This window comes from Paraburkholderia strydomiana, from assembly GCF_031456815.1.
GTDB classification, from domain to species: Bacteria; Pseudomonadota; Gammaproteobacteria; order Burkholderiales; family Burkholderiaceae; genus Paraburkholderia; species Paraburkholderia caledonica.
Genome location: NZ_JAVDVL010000015.1, coordinates 122,909 through 145,602, shown reverse-complemented (window position 1 = coordinate 145,602; position 22,694 = coordinate 122,909). Strand labels below are relative to the sequence as shown.

Annotated in this window: 22 protein-coding genes; 15 read left to right on the top strand and 7 right to left on the bottom strand. The window is 62.6% G+C overall.

Annotated features, from left to right (window positions below; translation table 11 throughout):
- Nucleotides 1–106 precede the first annotated feature (106 nt).
- A complete protein-coding gene (locus J2W46_RS29705) occupies nucleotides 107–883 on the bottom strand; it encodes an enoyl-CoA hydratase (RefSeq protein WP_310358685.1) in 777 nt (258 codons plus the stop codon).
- 131 nt (nucleotides 884–1,014) lie between these two features.
- Between J2W46_RS29705 and paaN the strand changes: the two genes are divergently transcribed.
- The 5 genes from paaN (at nucleotide 1,015) to paaK (ending at nucleotide 6,880) form a co-directional block, all read left to right on the top strand.
- Nucleotides 1,015–2,715: a phenylacetic acid degradation protein PaaN gene (gene paaN, locus J2W46_RS29700; RefSeq protein ID WP_310358682.1), complete on the top strand. Its 1,701-nt coding sequence runs from the start codon at nucleotides 1,015–1,017 to the stop codon at nucleotides 2,713–2,715.
- Between the two features lie 121 nt (nucleotides 2,716–2,836).
- The gene (gene pcaF, locus J2W46_RS29695; protein ID WP_087754931.1) at nucleotides 2,837–4,039 is read left to right on the top strand and encodes a 3-oxoadipyl-CoA thiolase; all 1,203 of its coding nucleotides are present in this window, start codon (nucleotides 2,837–2,839) and stop codon (nucleotides 4,037–4,039) included.
- 53 nt (nucleotides 4,040–4,092) lie between these two features.
- Entirely contained in the window at nucleotides 4,093–4,884 is a 792-nt protein-coding gene (gene paaG / locus J2W46_RS29690) for a 2-(1,2-epoxy-1,2-dihydrophenyl)acetyl-CoA isomerase PaaG (protein ID WP_310358680.1), read from the top strand.
- A 1-nt stretch (nucleotide 4,885) separates the two neighbouring features.
- Entirely contained in the window at nucleotides 4,886–5,374 is a 489-nt protein-coding gene (paaI, locus tag J2W46_RS29685; protein WP_204523734.1) for a hydroxyphenylacetyl-CoA thioesterase PaaI, read from the top strand.
- A gap of 201 nt (nucleotides 5,375–5,575) precedes the next feature.
- Complete coding sequence (gene paaK, locus J2W46_RS29680; RefSeq protein WP_020070706.1) at nucleotides 5,576–6,880, top strand: phenylacetate--CoA ligase PaaK; 1,305 nt, start codon at nucleotides 5,576–5,578, stop codon at nucleotides 6,878–6,880.
- A 108-nt stretch (nucleotides 6,881–6,988) separates the two neighbouring features.
- Here paaK and mltA read toward each other — a convergent pair whose 3' ends face one another.
- Complete coding sequence (mltA, locus tag J2W46_RS29675) at nucleotides 6,989–8,221, bottom strand: murein transglycosylase A (protein ID WP_033379729.1); 1,233 nt, start codon at nucleotides 8,219–8,221, stop codon at nucleotides 6,989–6,991.
- Here mltA and J2W46_RS29670 point away from each other — a divergent pair.
- Nucleotides 8,142–8,303: a hypothetical protein gene (locus J2W46_RS29670; protein WP_020070704.1), complete on the top strand. Its 162-nt coding sequence runs from the start codon at nucleotides 8,142–8,144 to the stop codon at nucleotides 8,301–8,303. The genes mltA and J2W46_RS29670 overlap by 80 nt on opposite strands.
- Before the next feature lie 68 nt (nucleotides 8,304–8,371).
- On the opposite strand, the gene apaG is transcribed toward J2W46_RS29670, so the two are convergent.
- Entirely contained in the window at nucleotides 8,372–8,746 is a 375-nt protein-coding gene (apaG, locus tag J2W46_RS29665; RefSeq protein WP_020070703.1) for a Co2+/Mg2+ efflux protein ApaG, read from the bottom strand.
- 289 nt (nucleotides 8,747–9,035) lie between these two features.
- Here apaG and rpe point away from each other — a divergent pair, with 289 nt between their 5' ends.
- The 8 genes from rpe to J2W46_RS29625 all read left to right on the top strand — a co-directional run bounded on the left by rpe (nucleotide 9,036) and on the right by J2W46_RS29625 (nucleotide 16,396).
- Nucleotides 9,036–9,719, top strand: coding sequence for a ribulose-phosphate 3-epimerase (gene rpe / locus J2W46_RS29660; protein ID WP_310358696.1), 684 nt, complete (start codon nucleotides 9,036–9,038; stop codon nucleotides 9,717–9,719).
- A 12-nt stretch (nucleotides 9,720–9,731) separates the two neighbouring features.
- Nucleotides 9,732–10,448: a phosphoglycolate phosphatase gene (locus J2W46_RS29655; protein ID WP_310071631.1), complete on the top strand. Its 717-nt coding sequence runs from the start codon at nucleotides 9,732–9,734 to the stop codon at nucleotides 10,446–10,448.
- A 365-nt stretch (nucleotides 10,449–10,813) separates the two neighbouring features.
- On the top strand, nucleotides 10,814–12,307 hold the full coding sequence (gene trpE / locus J2W46_RS29650; protein ID WP_020070700.1) for an anthranilate synthase component I: 1,494 nt from the start codon (nucleotides 10,814–10,816) through the stop codon (nucleotides 12,305–12,307).
- A gap of 13 nt (nucleotides 12,308–12,320) precedes the next feature.
- Nucleotides 12,321–12,914 carry an aminodeoxychorismate/anthranilate synthase component II gene (locus tag J2W46_RS29645; RefSeq protein WP_020070699.1) on the top strand — a complete coding sequence of 198 codons (594 nt, stop codon included), beginning with the start codon at nucleotides 12,321–12,323 and terminating at the stop codon, nucleotides 12,912–12,914.
- A gap of 17 nt (nucleotides 12,915–12,931) precedes the next feature.
- Complete coding sequence (gene trpD / locus J2W46_RS29640; RefSeq protein WP_027779424.1) at nucleotides 12,932–13,963, top strand: anthranilate phosphoribosyltransferase; 1,032 nt, start codon at nucleotides 12,932–12,934, stop codon at nucleotides 13,961–13,963.
- A 30-nt stretch (nucleotides 13,964–13,993) separates the two neighbouring features.
- Nucleotides 13,994–14,791, top strand: a complete 798-nt coding sequence (gene trpC / locus J2W46_RS29635) for an indole-3-glycerol phosphate synthase TrpC (RefSeq protein ID WP_020070697.1) — start codon at nucleotides 13,994–13,996, stop codon at nucleotides 14,789–14,791.
- 42 nt (nucleotides 14,792–14,833) lie between these two features.
- The gene (locus tag J2W46_RS29630) at nucleotides 14,834–15,460 is read left to right on the top strand and encodes a CYTH domain-containing protein (RefSeq protein WP_087754937.1); all 627 of its coding nucleotides are present in this window, start codon (nucleotides 14,834–14,836) and stop codon (nucleotides 15,458–15,460) included.
- A 93-nt stretch (nucleotides 15,461–15,553) separates the two neighbouring features.
- Nucleotides 15,554–16,396 (top strand): uracil-DNA glycosylase, encoded by an 843-nt coding sequence (locus tag J2W46_RS29625; protein WP_310358672.1) that lies wholly within the window; start codon nucleotides 15,554–15,556, stop codon nucleotides 16,394–16,396.
- Nucleotides 16,397–16,573: 177 nt separating this feature from the next.
- Here J2W46_RS29625 and J2W46_RS29620 read toward each other — a convergent pair whose 3' ends face one another.
- The 4 genes from J2W46_RS29620 to J2W46_RS29605 all read right to left on the bottom strand — a co-directional run bounded on the left by J2W46_RS29620 (nucleotide 16,574) and on the right by J2W46_RS29605 (nucleotide 21,286).
- Nucleotides 16,574–17,170, bottom strand: a complete 597-nt coding sequence (locus J2W46_RS29620) for an FMN-dependent NADH-azoreductase (RefSeq protein ID WP_310071641.1) — start codon at nucleotides 17,168–17,170, stop codon at nucleotides 16,574–16,576.
- 155 nt (nucleotides 17,171–17,325) lie between these two features.
- The gene (locus J2W46_RS29615) at nucleotides 17,326–19,116 is read right to left on the bottom strand and encodes a M61 family metallopeptidase (protein WP_310358671.1); all 1,791 of its coding nucleotides are present in this window, start codon (nucleotides 19,114–19,116) and stop codon (nucleotides 17,326–17,328) included.
- Nucleotides 19,117–19,210: 94 nt separating this feature from the next.
- Nucleotides 19,211–19,936 (bottom strand): DsbC family protein, encoded by a 726-nt coding sequence (locus tag J2W46_RS29610; protein ID WP_310358668.1) that lies wholly within the window; start codon nucleotides 19,934–19,936, stop codon nucleotides 19,211–19,213.
- Nucleotides 19,937–20,113: 177 nt separating this feature from the next.
- Nucleotides 20,114–21,286, bottom strand: coding sequence for a UbiH/UbiF family hydroxylase (locus J2W46_RS29605; protein WP_310358666.1), 1,173 nt, complete (start codon nucleotides 21,284–21,286; stop codon nucleotides 20,114–20,116).
- 257 nt (nucleotides 21,287–21,543) lie between these two features.
- Between J2W46_RS29605 and ychF the strand changes: the two genes are divergently transcribed.
- Complete coding sequence (gene ychF / locus J2W46_RS29600; protein ID WP_310358663.1) at nucleotides 21,544–22,638, top strand: redox-regulated ATPase YchF; 1,095 nt, start codon at nucleotides 21,544–21,546, stop codon at nucleotides 22,636–22,638.
- Nucleotides 22,639–22,694 lie beyond the last annotated feature (56 nt).

Below are 22,694 nucleotides of genomic sequence, written 5' to 3'. Positions count from 1 at the left end.
GCCACTACTGGCTTTCCCGCTTCCCGTGCCCCGGTGTCCGGAGCACGAAAGAGCGAGATTCTAGCGAGCCGGCCAGCGCCTTGCAAGCGTTATTTTGACAAGCGTATTAACGGTGCTTGAAAACCGGTTTGCGCTTTTCGACGAACGCCGCCATCCCCTCTTTTTGATCTTCCGTGGCAAAGAGCGAATGGAAGAGGCGACGCTCGAAATGCACACCTTCGGCAAGCGTCGTTTCGTACGCGCGATTGACCGACTCCTTCACCATCATGACCGCCGGCAGCGGAAACTCCGCGATAGTCGCGGCGGCGGCGATCGATTCGTCGATCAAAGACGCGGCGGGAATCACGCGGGATACCAATCCGGCGCGCTCTGCTTCAGCGGCGTCCATAAAACGCGCCGTCAGGCACAGGTCCATTGCCTTAGCCTTGGAGACCGCGCGCGGCAGGCGCTGCGTGCCGCCGGCACCCGGCATGATTCCTAATTTGATTTCCGGCTGGCCGAACTTCGCCGTGTCGGCGGCGAAGATCATGTCGCACATCATCGCCAGTTCACAGCCGCCGCCCAATGCAAATCCCGCCACCGCTGCAATGATCGGCTTACGAATGGAGCGAACCGTTTCCCAGTTACGCGTGATGTAGTCGCCTTTGTAGACGTCCATATAGGAGTAAGTCGACATCATCCCGATGTCGGCGCCCGCCGCAAACGCCTTTTCGCTGCCCGTCAACACGATCGCGCCAATAGCGTCGTCTGCATCGAACTCGCGCAGTGCCGCTCCGAGCTCGTCCATCAAAGCATCATTCAAAGCATTCAGCGCTCTAGGGCGATTCAACGTGACGAGGCCGACCCGCCCGCGCGTTTCGACCAGAATGTTCTCGTAAACCATGCCGCCTCCTAGTGGTTAATCGAGCGCGAAAACGCTTCGCGCAGCCATCTCAATAATGCTAACATTCCCCAACCAACCGGTCGGTCAATTATTAGACAGGCTTTTCCCCAACGTACACCAAGCCCTCTGCCATGACACATCCGTTATTCACCAAGCACGAAGACACGTTGCAAAAGGCGCTCGCCGCGGTCGAAACGCGCGGTTACTGGAGCCCTTTTGTTGAAATGCCCAGCCCGAAAGTGTACGGGGAAACAGCCAACGCGGACGGCGAAGCCGCGTTCAAAGCGCATCTGAACGCCACGTTCGAGTTGGACCAACCGTCGACCGGAGAAACGGTGGGCACCGAAGTATCGCCGTTCGGATTTCCGCTCGGCATTCGATACCCTAAATCGGATCCCGACGCGCTGCTGGCGGCCGCTGCGGACGCGCAACGCGACTGGCGGGCTGCAGGCCCCCAAGCCTGGATCGGCGTATCGCTCGAAATTCTCGCGCGCTTGAATCGAGCCAGCTTCGAGATCGGCTATAGCGTGATGCACACAACCGGCCAGGCCTTCATGATGGCCTTCCAGGCCGGGGGCCCGCACGCGCAGGACCGGGCGCTCGAAGCCGTCGTGTACGCGTGGGACCAATTGCGCCGCATCCCCGCCGACGCCCACTGGGAAAAACCGCAAGGCAAGAACCCTCCACTCGCCATGCAGAAGCGCTACACGATCGTACCGCGAGGCACCGCGCTCGTTCTCGGCTGCTGCACGTTCCCGACGTGGAACGGCTATCCGGGTCTGTTCGCCGACCTCGCAACCGGCAACGCCGTGATCGTCAAACCACATCCCGGCGCAATTCTGCCGCTCGCCCTGACCGTGCGAATTGCGCGGGACGTTCTACGCGAAGCCGGTTTCGATCCAAACGTCGTCACGCTGCTAGCAACTGAACCGAACGACGGCGCGATCGTCCAGAGCCTCGCCGTGCGCCCGGAAATCAAACTGATCGATTTCACCGGCAGCACGCAAAACGGCACGTGGCTCGAACGCAATGCGCATCAGGCGAAGGTCTACACCGAGAAAGCCGGCGTGAATCAGATCGTGATCGATTCGGCTGACGACATCAAAGCCGTTGCTCGCAACATTGCCTTCTCGCTCGCGCTCTATTCCGGCCAGATGTGCACCGCGCCGCAAAACATCTACGTGCCGCGCGACGGCATCCAGACTGCGGACGGCACGCTCAGCTTCGACGAAGTCGCTCAGGCCATTGCCGGTGCCGTGCAGAAACTGGTTGCCGACCCAGCCCGCGCCGTGGAACTGCTGGGCGCCATTCAGAACGAAGGCGTCGCCCAGCGCGTTGACGAAGCCGCCACGCTCGGTCGCGTGCTGGTCGAAAGCCAGGCGCTCGAGCACCCGGCTTTCGCCGGTGCCCGCGTGCGCACTCCGCTCGTGCTGCAACTCGACGCTGCAACCGACGGCGAGCAGTTCACCAAGGAATGGTTCGGCCCGATATCGTTCGTTATCGCCACCGACTCGACCGCTCATTCCCTCGATCTCGCCGGCACCATCGCAGCCGAGCACGGCGCACTCACCCTGTCCGTCTACAGCACCGACGAAGCCGTGCTCGACCAGGCACACGAGGCGTCGATTCGCGGCGGCGTCGCGCTATCAATCAATTTGACGGGCGGTGTGTTCGTCAATCAGTCGGCCGCCTTCTCTGACTTTCATGGCACCGGCGCGAATCCGGCTGCAAATGCCGCGCTCGCCGATGCGGCCTTCGTCGCGAATCGCTTCCGTGTAATTCAGAGCCGCGTTCATGTTGAACCGAAAGCCGCGCCGGCGGTAGCTGGCTGAACGTCATAAGACAAACGCACGGCGTGTCCTATGCCGTTTGGCCGAATGGACCACGCCGTGCGCGCCAACTAACATGAGACATCGGATCGGCCCGCGCGCCGGTCTTCCTAGCAGGAACCTTATGAACGACGCCTATATCTGCGACGCGATTCGCACTCCCATCGGCCGCTACGGCGGCGCCCTGAAAGATGTCCGGGCCGACGACCTCGGCGCCGTGCCGATCAAGGCATTGATCGAGCGCAATCCTGGCGTGGACTGGCGTGCCGTGGACGACGTGATCTACGGCTGCGCCAATCAGGCCGGCGAAGACAACCGTAACGTCGCTCGCATGTCGGCGCTGCTCGCGGGACTGCCGGCAGACGCGCCCGGCGCGACAATAAACCGTCTGTGCGGCTCTGGCATGGATGCCGTCGGAACAGCCGCGCGCGCAATCAAGGCAGGTGAAGCGCAGTTGATGATCGCCGGCGGAGTCGAAAGCATGACTCGCGCGCCGTTCGTCATGGGCAAGGCGGCGAGCGCATTCGCGCGGCAAGCGGAAATCCACGACACGACGATTGGCTGGCGTTTCGTCAATCCGCTAATGAAACGTCAGTACGGCGTCGATTCAATGCCCGAGACCGCGGAGAACGTGGCTGAGCAGTTTGGAATCAGCCGCGCCGATCAGGACGCATTCGCATTGGCCAGCCAGCAGAAGGCTGCCCGCGCGCAACGCGACGGTACGCTCGCACAGGAGATCGTCGGCGTGGAAATCGCGCAGAAAAAGGGCGATGCGATTCGTGTGACGCTCGACGAACATCCGCGCGAAACATCGCTCGAAAGCCTGGCCAAGCTCAAGGGAGTAGTCCGCCCCGACGGCACCGTAACCGCAGGCAATGCGTCGGGAGTGAACGACGGCGCTTGCGCACTCCTCATCGCCAGCCAACAGGCGGCCGACCAATATGGCCTGCGCCGTCGCGCACGCGTGGTGGGCATGGCAACGGCGGGCGTCGAACCGCGAATCATGGGCATTGGGCCGGCACCTGCCACGCAAAAGCTGCTCAGGCAACTCGGCATGACGCTCGATCAGCTGGACGTGATCGAGTTGAACGAGGCGTTCGCGTCGCAAGGCCTCGCGGTTCTGCGCATGCTCGGCCTGCGCGACGACGACCCGCGCGTCAATCCCAACGGCGGAGCAATTGCGCTCGGCCATCCGCTCGGTGCATCGGGCGCACGCCTTGTCACGACCGCGCTCCATCAGTTGGAACGCAGCAACGGCCGATTTGCGCTTTGCACGATGTGCATCGGCGTCGGCCAGGGCATCGCGCTCGTAATCGAACGGCTTTGACTTCTTACGTAAGCGCTGCAGCCCGGCAAAAAGAGACTTTGAGGAGACACCCAATGGCATATGAAGCGATCGGCCTCGACATCGACGCAGCGAGCCGCGTAGCAACCATCACGCTGAACCGCCCGGACAAGCTGAACAGCTTCACGCGCGCGATGCATCAGGAGTTGAACGCGGCGCTCAACGAGGTCGAAACCTCAGGTGCCCGCGCTCTCGTTCTGACCGGCGCGGGGCGCGGATTCTGCGCAGGACAAGACCTCGCCGACCTCGACTTCACGCCCGGCGCGATGACCGATCTGGGCGAATTGATCGACTTGCACTTCAACCCTTTGATCCGCCGACTGCAAGCGTTGCCGTTGCCCGTCATAGCGGCAGTCAATGGGACGGCCGCGGGCGCCGGCGCAAACCTTGCGCTCGCTTGCGACATCGTGCTCGCGGCTCGTTCGGCCAGTTTCATCCAGGCATTCGTGAAGATCGGCCTCGTGCCGGATTCGGGCGGCACCTGGTTCTTGCCACAGCGCGTTGGCATGGCACGCGCATTAGGACTTGCGATTACCGGCGACAAACTCAGCGCCGAAAAAGCCGAAAGCTGGGGACTTATCTGGCAAACGGTGGACGATCAGGAACTGGCGGCCACCGCAGCCAAACTGGCGGCGCAACTCGCGCAGCAACCCACGCGCGCCATCGCCGCAATCAAGCAGGCCATGCGCGCCGGCGCAACTCAGACGCTCGATCAGCAACTGGATCTCGAACGCGATCTGCAACGCGAACTGGGTGTATCCCACGACTATGCAGAGGGCGTCCAAGCCTTTGTCGAAAAACGCTCACCGCGTTTCGAGGGCCGCTGATATGTCGACGCAACCTTTGTATCCCGCCGAAATGACGCCCGACGAACTCGCCCGCGCAACCGCCGCCGCGATGTACGAAAACGATGCGTGCAGCCGCGCGCTCGGTCTCGAAATCATGGAAGTGCGCGCCGGCTACGCGCGTTTGCGCATGGCCGTACGGGACGACTTCCTGAACGGCCATCAAATCTGCCATGGCGGCCTGATATTTACGCTCGCCGATTCGACCTTTGCGTTCGCCTGCAACTCGTACAACCTGAACACCGTCGCGTCAGGATGCTCGATCGAATTTCTGCGACCCGTGCATGGTGGCGACGTGCTCACCGCAGAGGCGGTCGAGCAGACATTGAGCGGGCGCACGGGCATTTACGATATTCGAGTAACCAATCGTGCGGGCGATACAGTCGCGATGTTTCGCGGCAAATCGGCGCAGATCAAAGGCAATGTGATCCCGCCGATAGCATCCAGCACGGCAGGGGCGTCACCGGACTAAGACGCACGAGTGTTGGCATGACCGGCAACGAGGTGCACGCAAGACGCTCCTCGCAAGAGTCGCCAGTCCAAAGCGCCATTGAGCGGTGACACCGGCAACCGAGCCCCCGCAGAGGCGGCGGTCGGCGAACGCCGCACCTGGTTTCGCGCGTGAGCGCGACGCATATCAGACCTGAGCATTGAAGCAGCAAGGAGACATTCGATGACCACCGCCCTTCCCCTCGACCCCATCGAGACCGCCAGCCGCGACGAGCTATGCGCGCTTCAACTTGAACGGCTCAAATGGTCGCTGAACCACGCTTACGAAAACTCGCCGGTCTATCGTCGCAAGTTTGACGAAGCTGGCGTCCACCCGAGCGAACTGACCACGCTTGCGGATCTCGCCCGCTTCCCATTCACGACGAAAAAAGATTTGCGTGACAGCTATCCGTTCGGAATGTTCGCCGTGCCGCAAGATCGAATTTCGCGGATTCATGCTTCGTCGGGCACGACCGGCAAGCCCACCGTGGTGGGTTACACCGCGCGCGATATCGACACGTGGGCGAATCTGGTTGCGCGTTCAATCCGCGCCGCGGGCGCCAAACCCGGTGACAAAGTTCACGTGAGCTACGGATACGGCCTGTTCACGGGCGGCCTCGGCGCCCATTACGGCGCAGAGCGCGCAGGCCTCACCGTCATCCCGTTCGGCGGCGGTCAGACTGAAAAACAGGTGCAACTGATTCAGGACTTCCGGCCCGACATCATCATGGTGACGCCGAGCTACATGCTCTCGATCGCCGACGAACTCGAACGCCAGGGCGTCGACCCGGCCAGTTGTTCGCTGCGCATAGGCATCTTCGGTGCGGAGCCGTGGACCAACGACATGCGTCACGCAATCGAGAAGCGCATGGGGATCGACGCTGTCGACATCTACGGCTTGTCGGAAGTGATGGGCCCCGGCGTGGCGTCGGAATGCGTCGAGACAAAAGACGGCCCGACCATCTGGGAAGATCATTTCTACCCAGAAATCATCGATCCCGAAACGGGCGAGGTGCTTCCGGACGGCGAACTGGGCGAACTGGTGTTCACGTCGCTGACCAAAGAAGCGTTGCCGATCATCCGTTACCGGACGCGCGACCTCACGCGTCTCTTGCCGGGCAGCGCGCGCACCATGCGTCGTATGGAAAAGATCACCGGCCGCTCAGACGACATGATGATCGTGCGCGGGGTCAACGTGTTTCCCACGCAGATCGAGGAGCTGCTGCTCAAGCAGCACGCGCTCGCGCCTCACTATCAGATCGTACTTACCAGGGAAGGCCCGCTCGACGTTTTGACGCTGAACGTGGAGCCTTGTCCGGAAACGGCGCCGGACACGTCCGTATTGAACACGGCCAAGCAGGCGCTGGCCTATGACATCAAAGCGCTGATCGGCGTCAGCGCTGTGGTGAATGTGCTTGCGGTAAACGGAATTGAACGCTCGGTGGGCAAGGCGCGCCGGGTAGTCGATAAGCGCAAGTCGGGGCTTTAAGCCGAGCGTCGGGAATCGCACGAAGCTGCGCCGCGCCAGGAGCGGCGGTCAAGCCGGACCGCCGCGCGACAGCCACCTCCGGCAAGGCTTCGCGCGCCGTAGCCCAGTTCAGGAATTCGGCAGCAGCAACCACATCCGGCCGCCCTGCTTCATTTTGCCGGCGAGATCGCCGGCGTCGTCGCCGAGGCCCCAGAAGTAGTCTGCGCGCACTCCGCCCTTGATCGCGGAGCCGGTGTCCTGCGCAAACACGAGACGGTTCATCGGCGAATTTGTCAGCGGGCGCGTGGTCTGCAAAAACACCGGTGTACCAAGAGGGATCGAAGTCGGATCGACGGCAATCGAGCGCTCCGGCGTCAGCGGCACACCCAAAGCGCCGATAGGACCATCGGCGCCGGCTTTGGACACGCCCTCTGCCGACGGCATCTCGCGGAAAAACACGAAACGCGGGTTCGTATCGAGCAGCGCATCGACCCGATTCGGGTTCGCGCGCGCCCATGCCTTGATGCCTTGCATGGTGGCCTGCGCGGGCGTGAGTTCGCCGCGATCCAGGAGCCACCGTCCGATGGATTTATACGGCTGGTTGTTGGTGCCGCCAAAACCGAGGCGCATCACGCTGCCATCTTCCATCACGATGCGCCCGGAACCCTGCACTTGCAGGAAGAACGCTTCGATCGGGTCGTCCACCCACACGAGTTCATTGCCGTTGAGCACGCCCATGCGTTCGAGCTGCGCCCGCGGCGGCATCGCCGCGCCAGGACGATAGCTGGAAGGCCAACGATAAAGCGCCGTTTGATACACGCCGTGGCGCGTGCGCGAGCCGCGCAACAACGGCTCGTAGTAACCGGTGACGAGTCCGTCGAGCGTGCCGTCGGTATTCGCTAGCTGAAAGGGTGTGAAATACGCTTCAAAGAATGCGCGGGCGCTGGTGGCGTCGAGATCGTCGAGTTGCGCCGCCGCCGCACATGCCCGCGCCCAGTTCGCCTGGCGCGCAAGCCTCACGCAGTTCTGCCGCAAAGCCGCTGTGGCGCCGATCAGCGAATCGTCCTGCCAGCCGGGAACCTGCTGCCACGCCACCGGCGTGAGCCGCGTCGCCGAGATCTGGCCAGGAATGATCGCCGCGCCCGTGGGGGGCGAAACCACAGGTCGAACCGCACCGCCGCCACCGCAAGCGGCGAGAATCGCCGCCACTGAAAGCGCGCTGAGCCAGGCTCCGGTCGCGCGGACAAAACGCCTACAATGTTCGTTCTTAATGGAAACCGCCATGTCTGATCTGTTCGACGAATACCCGATGCTCATCTTCGCGCTGGAATCGCTTCTCGCGCTGTTCCTGCTCGTGTTCATCGTTGTGTGGACGTCGTCTGGTAAAAAGAAAGCGGCGCGCGCTAGCAGCAAGGAAACACAGAAGCCGCAAGAACCGCGCTGAAGCGGCGCCGATTCACGCATTCCACGGCGCGCATAGAACCGTTAAAGACCGTGAACCGCGCTCACGGTTCAATGCAAGGTGCGTGGCATGCGCAGAATGAACTCCGGCACCGGCGCGTCGAAACGCTCTCCGTCTTCGGCCACGCAGAAATACTCCCCGCGCATCGTGCCGACCGGCGTCGCAATGACCGCCCAACTCGTATATTCGAACTGCTCGCCGGGTTTCAGCAACGGCTGGTGCCCGACCACGCCCAAACCCTTCACTTCCTGCACGGTCTTGTCGCTGTCCGTGATCACCCAATGCCGCGCGATCAATTGTGCAGGCACCTGACCGGTGTTGCGGATGGTCAGCGTATAGGCGAACGCATACTGGCGGCGCTCCGGGTCCGACTCTTCGGGCAGGAATTGCACCTGCGCCGACACGCTGAATTCGTACTGGCTCATCCTGATTCCAATCTGGTGAAACGGGGCGACAAAATCGCTGGAAAGCCCGAGTGCCAATGGCTTAAGCGGTCATTGGCGACGCAGCGCCATGGATTGGCATTCTGCGTCATGCGCGACACGCCCGCAACCGGACATATCCTTTAGCCAGGGACGCTTAAGGCGTTTTGCCATCCTCGCGGCCCAAGCCCGAGGCTGCGCCGCGCGTCGTTCCGGCGCCCGCCCGCCGCTTCGCGCGTGCGCGACACAACACGGTAAAATGACGCTTTCCCGCTTGCATCCGCCCGCCGCCATGACGCAATTCCGAATCGCTCCCAGCATTCTGTCCGCCGACTTCGCCCGCCTCGGGGAAGAAGTGCGCAACGTCGTCGCCGCCGGCGCCGACTGGATTCATTTCGACGTGATGGACAACCACTACGTGCCGAACCTGACCATCGGTCCGCTCGTGTGCGAGGCGATCCGTCCGCACGTGGACGTGCCAATCGACGTGCATCTGATGGTGCGTCCCGTCGACCGCATCGTGCCGGACTTCGCGAAAGCGGGCACGGATCTGATCAGCTTCCACCCGGAAGGCTCGGACCACATCGACCGCACGTTGTCGCTGATTCGCGACCACGGCTGCAAGGCGGGCCTCGTGTTCAACCCCGCCACTTCGCTGAATTACCTCGATCACGTAATGGACAAGCTCGACCTCGTGCTGATCATGTCGGTCAACCCGGGATTTGGCGGCCAGTCGTTCATTCCGGAAGCGCTGAACAAGCTTCGCGAAGCGCGCAAGCGTATCGACGCGTACAAGGAGCGCACCGGTCGCGAGATTCATCTGGAAGTGGACGGCGGCGTGAAAGTGGACAACATCGCCGAAATCGCGGCGGCCGGCGCGGATACCTTCGTGGCTGGCTCGGCCATTTTCGGCCAACCGGATCACAAGGTCGTGATCGACAAGATGCGCGCCGCGCTCGCCAACATTCAGCACTGACACTCGCGCCACATGACCGCTTCGTTCCCTGCCCCGACTTTCAACGGCCCGCGCCTGCAAGCCGCGATCATCGACCTGGACGGCACGATGGTCGACACCGCCGACGACTTCACCGCCGGCCTGAACGGCATGCTCGCGCAACTCGACGCAGTCGAAACGTCGCGTGAAGAAGTGGTCGGCTATGTCGGCAAAGGCTCCGAGCATCTGATCCGCAGCGTGCTGGCGCCGCGCTTCGAAGCAGAGCACGCGCAGGACCGTTTTGACGAAGCGCTCGCCATTTATCAGGCCGAGTACGCGAAGATCAACGGCCTGCACACACGCCTTTATCCAGATGTGGAAGCCGGCCTCGTCGCACTGCGCGACGCCGGTCTGAAGCTGGCGTGCGTGACCAACAAGCCGCATCGCTTCGCGCTCGAACTGCTGCAGCAATATGGGCTCGCACAATATTTCAGCGTCGTACTCGGCGGCGACAGTCTGCCGAAAAAGAAGCCGGACCCGCTGCCCATGCTCACCGCCGCCGCGCAACTCGGGGTGGAGCCGCGCGCCACGGTCGCCATCGGCGATTCGGAAAACGACGCGCTGGCGGGCCGCGCGGCAGGCATGGCAACGCTCACCGTGCCCTATGGCTACAACCATGGGCAAGCTATACAAACAATAAAATCCGATGGTATAGTTGCCTCGCTGCTGGACGCCGCCAAGGCGATCGCAGCGCACCAATCCACGACTTGAAAAGTCCTTCATCCTCATGTTTCTGAATAAAAAACGGAGTCTGATTAGCATCGACCGGGGAGCCTGGCCCTGGCGTCGCTGGTCGCGCTAACCTCGCCTGAGGTACGCTGAAGCTCGTCTTCGGCAACCGTTTTTTACTTCGCTGCGCTCACGCGTTTTTCCATCGTTCTGTTTCGCTGCATCGGCTGATTCCGCCTGCGTGTACCTACAAAGTACGTGCGTGGCTGGAACTCCGTGCTCGCGTCGATGGGAAAATCGCGCCGGTCGGTTCATCATCGAAAAAACGCACGAACGCCTGACCGGCCGCGCAATGCCCCGCTTTGTCCGACGCACGCTGCCGCCGGACCTACGTACAGGATCGGAACATGACCGAACTCGAATTCCAGTCCCTCGCCAACGAGGGCTTCAACCGTATTCCGCTGATCGCCGAAGCGCTCGCCGACCTCGAAACGCCGCTCTCGCTGTATCTGAAGCTCGCGCAACCCGAGCGCAACGGCGCGAACTCGTTCCTGCTGGAGTCGGTGGTGGGTGGCGAGCGCTTCGGCCGCTATTCGTTCATCGGCCTGCCGGCGCGCACGCTGCTGCGCACGCGTAACGGCGTATCGGAAGTGGTACGCGACGGCAAGGTTGTCGAAACGCACGAGGGCGATCCGCTGGAGTTCATCCAGCAGTTTCAAAGCCGTTTCAAGGTCGCGCAGCGGCCGGGCTTGCCGCGTTTCGCCGGCGGCCTCGCGGGCTATTTCGGCTACGACGCGGTGCGCTACATCGAGAAAAAGCTCGCGCATAGCGCGCCGAAAGACGATCTGAATCTGCCGGACATCCAGTTGTTGCTGACCGAGGAAGTCGCGGTGATCGACAACCTCGCGGGCAAGCTGTACCTCGTGATCTACGCCGACCCGACGCAGCCCGAGGCTTACACGAAGGCAAAGCAGCGTCTGCGCGAACTGCGTCAGCGTTTGCGCGCAACGGTCGAGCCGCCGGTCACCTCGGCGAGTGTGCGCACCGAGACGTACCGCGAGTTTGCGAAAGACGACTATCTCGCCGCCGTGCGCAAGGCGAAGGAATACATCGCCGCCGGTGAACTGATGCAGGTGCAGGTTGGCCAACGTCTGACGAAACCCTATCGCGACAACCCGCTGTCGCTGTATCGCGCGCTGCGTTCGCTCAATCCGTCGCCGTACATGTACTACTACAATTTCGGCGACTTCCACGTGGTGGGTGCGTCGCCGGAAATTCTCGTGCGCCAGGAAAAACGCGGCGAAGATCGTATCGTCACGATTCGTCCGCTCGCCGGCACGCGTCCGCGCGGCAACACACCGGAACGCGACGCCGAACTCGCCACTGAACTGCTGAACGACCCGAAGGAAATCGCCGAGCACGTGATGCTGATCGACCTCGCGCGCAACGACGTGGGCCGCATCGCGCAGATCGGCTCGGTGGTCGTCACCGACAAGATGGTGATCGAAAAGTACTCGCACGTGCAGCACATCGTGAGTTCGGTTGAAGGCAAGCTGAAGCCCGGCACCACCAATTTCGACGTGCTCCGCGCCACTTTCCCGGCCGGCACGCTGTCGGGCGCGCCGAAAGTCCGCGCGATGGAATTGATCGACGAACTCGAACCCGTAAAGCGCGGCCTCTACGGCGGCGCAGTCGGCTATCTGTCGTTCACTGGCGAAATGGATCTGGCGATCACAATTCGCACCGGCGTGATCGCGAACGGCAATCTGTATGTGCAGGCGGCGGCGGGTGTCGTCGCGGATTCGGTGCCGGAATCCGAATGGCAAGAGACCGAGAACAAGGCGCGCGCCGTGTTGCGCGCGGCGGAGCAGGTTCAAGACGGCCTCGATAGCGACTTCTGACCGGAGACACACCATGCTGCTCATGATCGACAACTACGACTCGTTCACTTACAACCTGGTGCAGTACTTCGGCGAACTCGGCGAAGACGTGCGCACCTATCGGAACGACGAAATCACGCTGGACGAAATCGCGAAGCTCAACCCCGAGCGCATCTGCCTGTCGCCCGGCCCGAGCAATCCGCAACACGCCGGCATCACGCTCGACGTGCTGCGCGAGTTCTCGGGCAAGACGCCGATTCTCGGCGTGTGCCTCGGCCATCAGGCGATCGGCGAAGCGTTCGGCGGCCGCGTGGTGCGCGCGCAAACTATCATGCACGGCAAGGTCAGCACGATCGAGACCGATTGCAAAGGCGTGTTCGCGGATTTGCCAAAGCATTTCGTCGTGACCCGCTACCACTCGCTTGCGATCGAACGCGAATCGCTGCCGGACTGTCTCGAAGTGTCGGCATGGACCGAAGACGGCGAGATCATGGGCGTGCGTCATAAGGAACTGGCCGTCGAAGGCGTGCAGTTCCATCCGGAATCCATTCTTTCCGAACACGGCCACGCGCTGCTCGAAAACTTCGTGAAGCAGTCAAAAGCGAAGCCGGCCCAACGCACCGCCTGATGAAGCGAGATAACATCATGACAATCACGCCGCAAGAAGCGCTGCAACGGACCATCGAGCACCGCGAGATTTTCCACGACGAAATGCTGCATCTGATGCGGCTCATCATGCGCGGCGAACTTTCGCCCGTCATGGCGGCTGCGATCATTACAGGCTTGCGCGTCAAAAAAGAGACCATCGGCGAAATCACCGCCGCCGCCACGGTGATGCGTGAATTTGCCCGGCACGTGGAGGTGCAGGACAACTCGAACTTCGTCGATATCGTCGGCACCGGCGGAGACGGTTCGCATACCTTCAATATCTCGACGGCGACAATGTTCGTGTCCGCCGCAGCCGGCGCGAAAGTCGCGAAGCACGGCAATCGCGGCGTGTCGAGCAAGTCGGGCAGCGCAGATGTGCTCGAAGCGCTCGGCGTGAATATCGACCTGCAGCCGGAACAAGTCGCAGCGTCGATTGCCGAAACCGGCATGGGTTTCATGTTCGCGCCGAATCATCACCCGGCAATGAAAAACATCGCGCCGGTGCGCCGTGAACTAGGCGTGCGGACCATCTTCAACATTCTGGGTCCGCTGACGAATCCGGCCGGCGCGCCGAATCAGCTGATGGGCGTGTTTCATGCGGACCTGGTCGGCATTCAGGTTCGCGTGATGCAGCGCCTCGGCGCAAAGCACGTGCTCGTGGTGTACGGTATGGACGGCATGGACGAAGTGTCGCTCGGCGCGGCCACGCAAGTCGGCGAGTTGCGTGACGGCGAAGTGCGCGAGTACGAGATTCATCCGGAAGACTTCGGCATGCAGATGGTGTCGAATCGAACGTTGAAAGTGGCGGACGCCACGGAATCGAAAGCAATGCTGCTCGAAGCGCTCGACAACAAACCGGGCGTTGCACGCGAGATCGTTACGCTGAACGCGGGCACGGCGCTGTACTCGGCGAACGTGGCGTCGTCCATCGCGAACGGCATCGAGCTTGCGCGCGAAGCCATCGCCAGCGGCAAGGCTCGCGCAAAAGTCGACGAACTGATCCGCTTCACGCAGCAATTCAAGCACTAATCACGCAGCAACCAACGTAGCGAGATTCTTATGAGCGACATCCTCGACCGTATCATCGCGGTCAAACGCGAAGAAGTCCGCGCCGCCGAACAGAGCGCGCCGCTCGAAGAGCTGCGCCTCGAAGCGTCGTCGCGCGATATTCGCGATTTCGTCGGCGCTCTGCGCGCAAAACATGCGGCCGGTCTCGCCGCAGTGATCGCCGAGGTGAAGAAAGCGAGCCCGTCCAAAGGCGTTCTGCGCGAGAACTTCGTCCCTGCGCAAATTGCGCGTTCGTATGAAACGCACGGCGCGGCCTGTCTGTCGGTATTGACCGACGTGCAGTTCTTTAAGGGCAGCGTCGCGTATCTGGAGCAGGCGCGCGCCGCGTGCCAGTTGCCGGTGCTGCGCAAAGACTTCATCGTCGATCCGTACCAGATTGTCGAAGCACGCGCGATGGGCGCCGACGCGATTCTATTGATCGCCGCCGCGCTGGAAACTTCGGAGATGCAGGACCTCGAAGCGCTCGCGCATTCGCTCGGCCTCGCGGTGCTCGTCGAAGTGCACGACAGCGACGAGCTGATGCAGGCGCTCACGCTGAAAACGCCGCTGATCGGCGTCAACAATCGCAATCTGCGCACTTTCGAGACGTCGATCGAAAACACCATCGGCATGCTCGAAGCGATTCCCGACGACCGCATCGTGGTAACGGAATCGGGCATTCTGTCGCGCGTCGATGTCGAAAGGCTGCGCGCGATGGACGTGAACACGTTCCTCGTCGGCGAGGCATTCATGCGCGCGGACGAGCCAGGCGTGGAGCTTGCTCGCATGTTCTTCCCGGGCGCGGCGTGAGCACACCGCAGCTCATGTAACGCACACACAGCGGAGCACGACATGGCCATGGAACGCGAGATCAAGTTGCTGCTGCCGGCCGCGCAAGTGAAAGCGGCCGGGCAGTGGTTCGTCGCGCGCACTGGCAACGAGGGCCGCGCGATCAAGCTGTCGAATATCTACTTCGACACGCCGCAACTCACGCTGGCAGCCTCGAAGAGCGCGTTGCGCCTGCGCCATACACCCGACGGCTGGCTGCAGACGTTCAAGACGGTAGGCAGTGCGGCAAACGGCTTGCACAGCCGTCACGAATGGGAAATGCCCGTCGCGGGTGAGGCGCTCGAAATTGACGCGTTGCTGCGCGAGTGCGACGAGCCCGCCGCCGCGCAAGCGTTGCGCGAAGCGGCGCCGCAACTGATCGAACTGTTTCGCACGGACTTCACACGCACGCTGTGGCAAGTGAGCGTCGACGGCTCCGAGGTTGAAGCCGCAATCGACCAGGGCAACGTGCTGGCCGAAGTGAACGGCGAACTGCGTCGCGCGCCTATTTCGGAAATCGAACTCGAACTGAAGTCCGGCGACGAAGCCGCGCTGCACGCGCTTTCGAGCGAACTCGGCAAGCAGATCGCCGGCCTCGCGCCCGAAAACATCAGCAAGGCGCAGCGCGGCTATCAATTGCGCGCGGGCTGAGCGCGGGTTCATCGCCGCGCGTTCTAGCCGCCTACAGCGCACGCCGCCGCCTCGGCTTGAGTCACACCGCGTTTGCTGCGACACTTCTGCGCCATGACTACTGCATCCCGCCCCCGCTTCGCGCCGTCACAAGCATCGTTATTCGGCGACGCCGCGGCGCCCGCCGGCACTATTTCCGCCGAGCCGCAGCCGCAATCCCAGCAAGCAGCCGGCACGCCGCCCACGCTCGAAGAGCAGTTCGCCGCGCTACCGGCCGAATGGCGAGCGCACCTGAAGTCTTTCATTGAAAGCGATGCCTACGCGCCGCTCTGCCGTTTCGTCGACGGTGAGCGCGCGGCCGGCAAAACCGTTTATCCCACCGACGTGTTCCGCGCCCTGCGGCTTACGAGCCCCGATGAAGTGAAGGTCGTGATTCTCGGCCAGGACCCGTATCACGGTGAGGATCGCGGCACACCGCAAGCTCATGGGCTCGCATTTTCAGTCGCGCCGAACGTGCGCACGCCGCCGTCGCTGCGAAACATTTTCAAGGAAATTGCGGCAAGCCTCGGCCACGAACCGCCGCGTCACGGTTGCCTCGACACGTGGGCGAAGCAAGGCGTGCTGCTGCTGAACACGGTGCTGACCGTGGAGCGCGATTCAGCCGCCAGCCACGCGAAGCGCGGCTGGGAAAAATGCACAGACTCGCTGATTCACGAACTCGCGATGCGTCACGACGGTCTCGTGTTCATGCTGTGGGGCGCACATGCGCAGGCGAAGCGCGCGCTGCTCGGCGGCAAGTCGCATTACGTGCTGGAGGCGCCCCATCCTTCGCCGTTGTCGGCGCATCGCGGCTTTCTCGGCTGCGGACATTTCGCGAAGGCAAACGAGTATCTTGTGAAGCATGGCCGCCAACCGATCGACTGGCGCCTGCCCGACGAAGCGCAAATGCTGGCTTAGCGGCTTCTGTCTGCAAACCGGGGCAGAACCAGCGGCAAAAAACAAAAACGCCACGGAGTCTATTTCCGTGGCGTTTCAGTTTTCAACGCTCGCAATCGGCTTAACTTGCGAACCTCAGCAGCAAGCCACAAGTCGCGAACCAGGCAGCGAACCTGGGCCGCGAACTCGTCAGCCAGCTCAAGCAGCCGCGATCGCTTCGCGCGCCGCAGCCAACGCCGCGCCCGCAGCGTCCGGGCCCATGTTCAGACCTTCGGCGTAAATGAAGTTGACATCCGTCATGCCGATGAAGCCAAGGAAGCTCTTCAGATACGGCGTCTGGCTATCGTTCGGCGTGCCCGCGTACTTGCCGCCGCGGGCGGATACGACGTACACCTTCTTGCCCGTCACGAGACCTTCGGGGCCGTTCGCGGTGTAGCGGAACGTGATGCCGGCGCGGGCGATGAAGTCGAAATAAGTCTTCAGTTGCGACGAAATGCCGAAGTTGTACATCGGCGCGCCGATCACGATGATGTCGGCGGCTTGCAGTTCTGCGATCAGCGCTTCGCTGCGCGCGGCGATCGCGGCTTGCTCGGGGGTACGCTGATCAGCCGGCGTAAAAAACGCGCCCAGAATGGCGTCGTCCAGATGCGGCAGCGGTTCGGCTTGCAGGTTACGGACGACGACTTGCGCGCCCGGATTCGATTGTTGCAGCTTTTCGGTCAGCTCGTTGAGGAGCAGCGTCGAGTTCGCGCCTTGCGAGCGGGCTGCCGAGTTGATTTGCAGGATCGTGGTCATGGTTGACTCCAGTGGGGGGCGCGCTGTGTTGCGCGAGTGGAGCCATTGTGTTTTTTTACCGATCCGGGAAAAAGCCATCCGGCAGCGACGGATTGTTGCAGTGGTAGAACAATCCGCCGCCTGCCGACGCGAATTGACGTCGGCGCGGATTACGATCAGCTTGTCAGCCAGCGCTCGCGTGCCTTGCGGGGGGCGGGTCGCTGGTCGGCGACGGTGAGCTTGTAGCGTGACACTTCAGGCCCTTCCAGCTTGAGCTGCGCGGTGCGCAACTCGTCGCGGCGGAATGCGTGAACTTCCACTTTGGCTCCCGGCTGATAGCGTGCGAGCAGTGTGTCCAGATTCGAGCCCGTCACGCGCAGGCCGTCGAGCGCGATCAACACGTCGCCGGCCGAGAGCCCCGCTTTCTGCGCGGCGCTGCCTTCGTGGACAGCCGTCAGCGTACAGTCCGCGCCGCCGCGCACCCGCACGCCGAGCGACGGTTTGCCGCTCTTGTCGACTTCCGGCGCGAGCGTGACGCCGAACGGTTCCAACAGTGTTTCGAGCGGCAAATCGCGCGTGCCGTGCACCGCTTCCGCAAACAGCTCACCCAGGTGCACGCCGGTTGCTTCCGCAAACAGTGCTTCGACTTCGCGTTCGTCGACGCCCACCGGCTTGCCGCGGTAAAAATCGCGGCCAAAGCGCTGCCACAGCAGACGCATCACGTCGTCGAGCGACTTGCGATTGTTGGTCTGCGCGCGGATCGCCAGGTCGAACGCAAGCGCAACGAGCGAGCCCTTCGTGTAATAGCTGACGATGGCATTCGGCGCGTTCTCGTCCTGCCGGTAGTATTTGACCCAGGCGTCGAACGAGCTTTCCGCGACGCTCTGCTTCAGTCGCCCGCTGCCGCGCTGCACGCCGCCGATCACCTTGCCGAGCAGGCCGAGATAATCGTCGACCGAAATCAGGCCGCTGCGCACGAGAATCAGGTCGTCGTAGTATGAGGTGAAGCCTTCGAACAGCCACAACAGCGACGTGTAGTTCTCGACGGAAAGGTCATACGGCGCAAAGACCGCCGGCTTGATCCGCTTCACGTTCCACGTGTGAAAGTATTCGTGGCTGCACAGGCCGAGGTAGGTCCGGTAGCCTTCCGTCAGTGCGTCGCGGCCTTGCACGGGCAGATCGCCGCGATTGCAGATCAGCGCCGTCGACGCGCGGTGTTCGAGGCCGCCGTAGCCGTCGGTGACGGCTTGCGTCATGAACACGTAGCGATCCACGGGCGCTTTCTTCGACTTCGGCTCGAAGAGCGCGATTTGCGCTTCGCAAATGCGCTTCAGGTCGGCGCTGAGCCGCGCCATGTCCAGCCCGATCACGCGCCCCGCGATCACGACGTCGTGCGGCACGCCGTGCGCGTTGAATGTCGCCAATTCGAATTTGCCGAGCGTGACCGGATGATCGATCAGCTCATCGTAGTTCTGCGCGCGATATTCCCCGAAGCCATAACGCTTCGTGCCGCGCGCTTCCGGCAGCGCCGTCGCGACGCGCCAGTTGCGATACGCCGCGCCCTCCGGTTTCTGGATATCGACCACGCACTGCGCTTCCTCGTGGCCGAGCGGCGCCAGGAACACGCTCGTACCGTTGAAAAAACCCGTGGTGTCGTCCAGATGCGCGGCGCGCACCGACAGATCCCACGCATAGACCTCGTAGCGCAGCGTGAGCGCGCCTTTTACCGGCGCCGCCTGCCACGTGTGCTTGTCCGTTTTCTCGACACGCACCTTGCGGCCCGCGTCGTTGAAGGCGCGCAGTGTCACGATGTTGCGCGCGAACTCGCGGACCATGTAGCTGCCCGGAATCCATACCGGCAGCATGAAACGCTGCCCGGCCAGATCGGGATCGGCAACGGTGACGGTGACTTCGAACAGGTGAGCGGCGGGTTGCTTGGGAACGATGGTGTAGCGGATCGGCTTCATCGGCGGCGATTGGTGGTTTTGGCTGATTGTTGGGGGCTTGATGCGAAAGGAGGCGCCATTTGCGCCTCCTTCGGTTTGGTCAGTGCCGCGTGTGTCAGTGCACCGCTGCCATTTCCTTGTCGAGCCGGTCGGCCGGCACCGCGCCCGGCAGGCGGCGGCCGTCGGCGAGGAACACGGTAGGCGTGCCTTCCACGTTCATCGCATGTCCGAGCGCGAGATTCTTGTCGATCGCGGCAGTGTCACAAGTGCCGGCGGCCGTGGGCGCCTGATGGTCTTGCATCCACGATTCCCACGCCTTCGCGCGGTCGGTCGAGCACCAGATCGACTTCGACTTGGCGGTCGAGTCCGGCGACAAAACCGGGTACAGGAACGTGTAAACCGTCACGTTGTCGATCGACTTCAGCGTGGTTTCGAGCTGCTTGCAGTACGGGCAGTTCGGGTCGGAGAACACCGCGATCTTGCGCGATCCGTTGCCCTTCACGACCTTCACCGCGTTGGCGAAAGGCAGGCTCGCGAAGTCGATGCGGTTGGTTTCCGACAGGCGCGCTTCGGTCAGATTCTTGCGCGTCTTCGTGTCGACCATGTCGCCGAGCAGCACGTAGTCGCCGTTGGCGTCGCTGTACACGATCTGGCTGCCGAGGTTCACTTCATACAAGCCGGCAATCGGCGACTTGGTCACGCTCTTGATCGTCACGTCCGCGAGACGCGTTTGCAGCGTGGCCTTGAGTTTGTCGGTGGCCTGGTCGGCTTGCGCGGAGCAGCCGATGGTGACAGCGGCAATCGCAAGCATGGCGGTCGCCATGCGGAAGGTTCGTTTCATGCTGAATTCCTGATTCAATCGCGCGCTGCGCGCGTTGTGCGTTCATGCCGTTGCCCTCCTTTGCTTGGGAAGGCCGCAGCAACTGTGCGTTCATGATACCTGTCTCACCGGTTCGGCATGCCGCGCCGGGTTAGAGCCGGGTTACAGTCGGGTAAAAGCCGTAATGCGGCCCGCCTTTCAGCCGAGCGCGGCCGACACGAGCCAGCGCTTGATGAACGGCTGCGCACCGACGAAAGCCATGCCGCTATTGCGCACGATCTTGGCCAGCGGGCCGGGGACGGAAAACAGTTTTTGCAGACCGTCGGTGGCGATCATCAGCGCGCGAATGTCTTCGCGGCGCGCGCGTTCGTAGCGCCGCAGCAGGACCATGTCGCCGAGATCGCGAAACGACTCCTTGCCCGCGACGACATCGGCAAGCGCAGCGACGTCGCGCAAACCGAGGTTCATGCCCTGCCCGGCGAGCGGATGGATCAGATGCGCGGCGTCGCCGACCAGCGCGACGCGCGGCGCCACAAGGCGGTCTACAGTTTGCAGCGCGAGCGGAAAGCCCTGTGCCGGAGTCACGCAGTCGAGGCCGCCAAGCTGGCCGCCCGTCACGCGTTCCACTTCTGCTGCGAGCTGTGCCGGATCGAGCGCGATCAGCCGCTCGGCGTGCTCCGTGCGCGCCGACCACACGAGCGAAACGTGACCGTCAGGCATCGGCAGCAGCGCGATGATCTCGCCATCCTTGAACCATTGGTAAGCGGTCTCGCCGTGCGGTTTCTCGGCCCTGAAGTTCGCGACGACGCCGGTCTGCCGGTAGTCGCGCCGGTTCATCTTCGAGCCGATCTGCGCGCGCACCCATGAATGCGCGCCGTCTGCGCCGACGAGCAGATCCGCCGCGAGCACGCTGCCGTTCGCGAGACCGACGCTCGCACTGTCGGCGGTGAAATCGAGCGCTTGCGCGCGGCTGTCGATCCACGTGAGGTTTGGCTGGAAGCGCAGCGCCGCATCGAGCGCGCGCTCGATCACCGACGACTCGACGATCCACGCCAGTTGCGGCACGGAAGCCTGAAACGCGGAGAAATGCAGTTCGGCGTGGGCGTCGCCGTAGACGCGCATGTCGTAGACGGGGCCAAGCCGCGACAAGTCGAGCGCCTGCCAGACGCGCAAGCGCTCGAGCAGCGCCTGCGAACTCGACGACAACGCATACACCCGCGAGTCGAACGAAGCGCCGGCGGCGAGCGGCGCGCAGGGCTGCGCGAGCAGCGCGACGCGCAATCCGCCTTGCGTGAGCGCAAGCGCCGCGGTCTTGCCGACCAGCCCACCGCCGATCACGGCGGCATCGAAAGTCTGATGGTGTGCGTTCATCCGCGCATTATAGCTGCGGGGTTGCGAGGGACGGATCGGGCGCGCAGCTTTCTGAAGCCACGTCAAGAAGCTGATTGGAACGGGTTACAATTGCGTTTTCCGTGACAGAACTCGCCCAGAATCGTCGAGGCAACACCCGCTCTGGCGTCGCGTCCCGCTCCGCTGCGTTCCCTTTGCCGCCAAACGCGAAGGCTTCCCGAATCCTGCACACAGCGTCGAGCGCATCACGCAATTTACTGAATTACTGAAGGATTTCCATGAGCCTCAAATGCGGCATCGTCGGCTTGCCTAACGTCGGCAAGTCCACTCTGTTCAACGCGCTGACCAAGGCGGGCATCGCCGCCGAAAATTACCCGTTCTGCACGATCGAGCCGAACGTCGGCATTGTCGAAGTGCCGGACGCGCGCCTGAAGGCGCTCGCCGAAATCGTCAAACCGGAGCGCATTCTGCCGGCCGTCGTCGAATTCGTGGACATCGCCGGTCTGGTGGCGGGCGCGAGCAAGGGCGAAGGCCTCGGCAACCAGTTCCTCGCGAACATCCGCGAAACCGATGCGATCACACACGTTGTCCGCTGCTTCGAAGACGAAAACGTGATTCACGTGGCCAACAAGATCGATCCGCTGTCGGACATCGAGGTCATCAACACCGAACTGGCGCTCGCGGACCTCGCAACGGTCGAAAAAGCGCTCGCGCGTTATTCGAAGGCCGCCAAATCGGGCAACGACAAGGAAGCCATCAAGAACGCCGCAGTGCTGGAAAAGGTGCGTGCGCAACTGGATCAGGCCAGACCGGTCCGGGCGCTCGATCTGTCGGACGAAGAAAAGGCCACGCTCAAGCCGTTCTGCCTGATCACGGCAAAGCCGACCATGTACGTTGCGAACGTGAAGGAAGACGGCTTCACAAATAATCCGCATCTGGACGCGGTGACGAAGTTCGCGGCGTCGGAAAACGCGCCGGTGGTCGCTGTCTGCGCGGCAATCGAAGCGGAAATTGCCGACCTCGACGAAGCCGATATGGAAGTGTTCCTCGCCGACATGGGCATGGAAGAGCCGGGCCTGAACCGCGTGATTCGCGCCGGCTTCAAGCTGCTGGGCCTGCAAACTTACTTCACGGCCGGCGTGAAGGAAGTACGCGCATGGACCATTCATGTGGGCGACACGGCGCCGCAAGCTGCGGGCGCGATCCACACGGATTTCGAGCGCGGCTTTATTCGCGCGCAGACCATCTCTTTCAACGACTACATCGCCTATAAAGGCGAGCAAGGCGCGAAAGAAGCCGGCAAGATGCGCGCCGAAGGCAAGGAATATGTCGTGCACGACGGCGACGTGATGAACTTCCTGTTCAACGTGTAACGCCCGGCGCTTTCCTCGAGCGCCTAACAGCTGATACTTGGCCGCGTCGCTGCGCG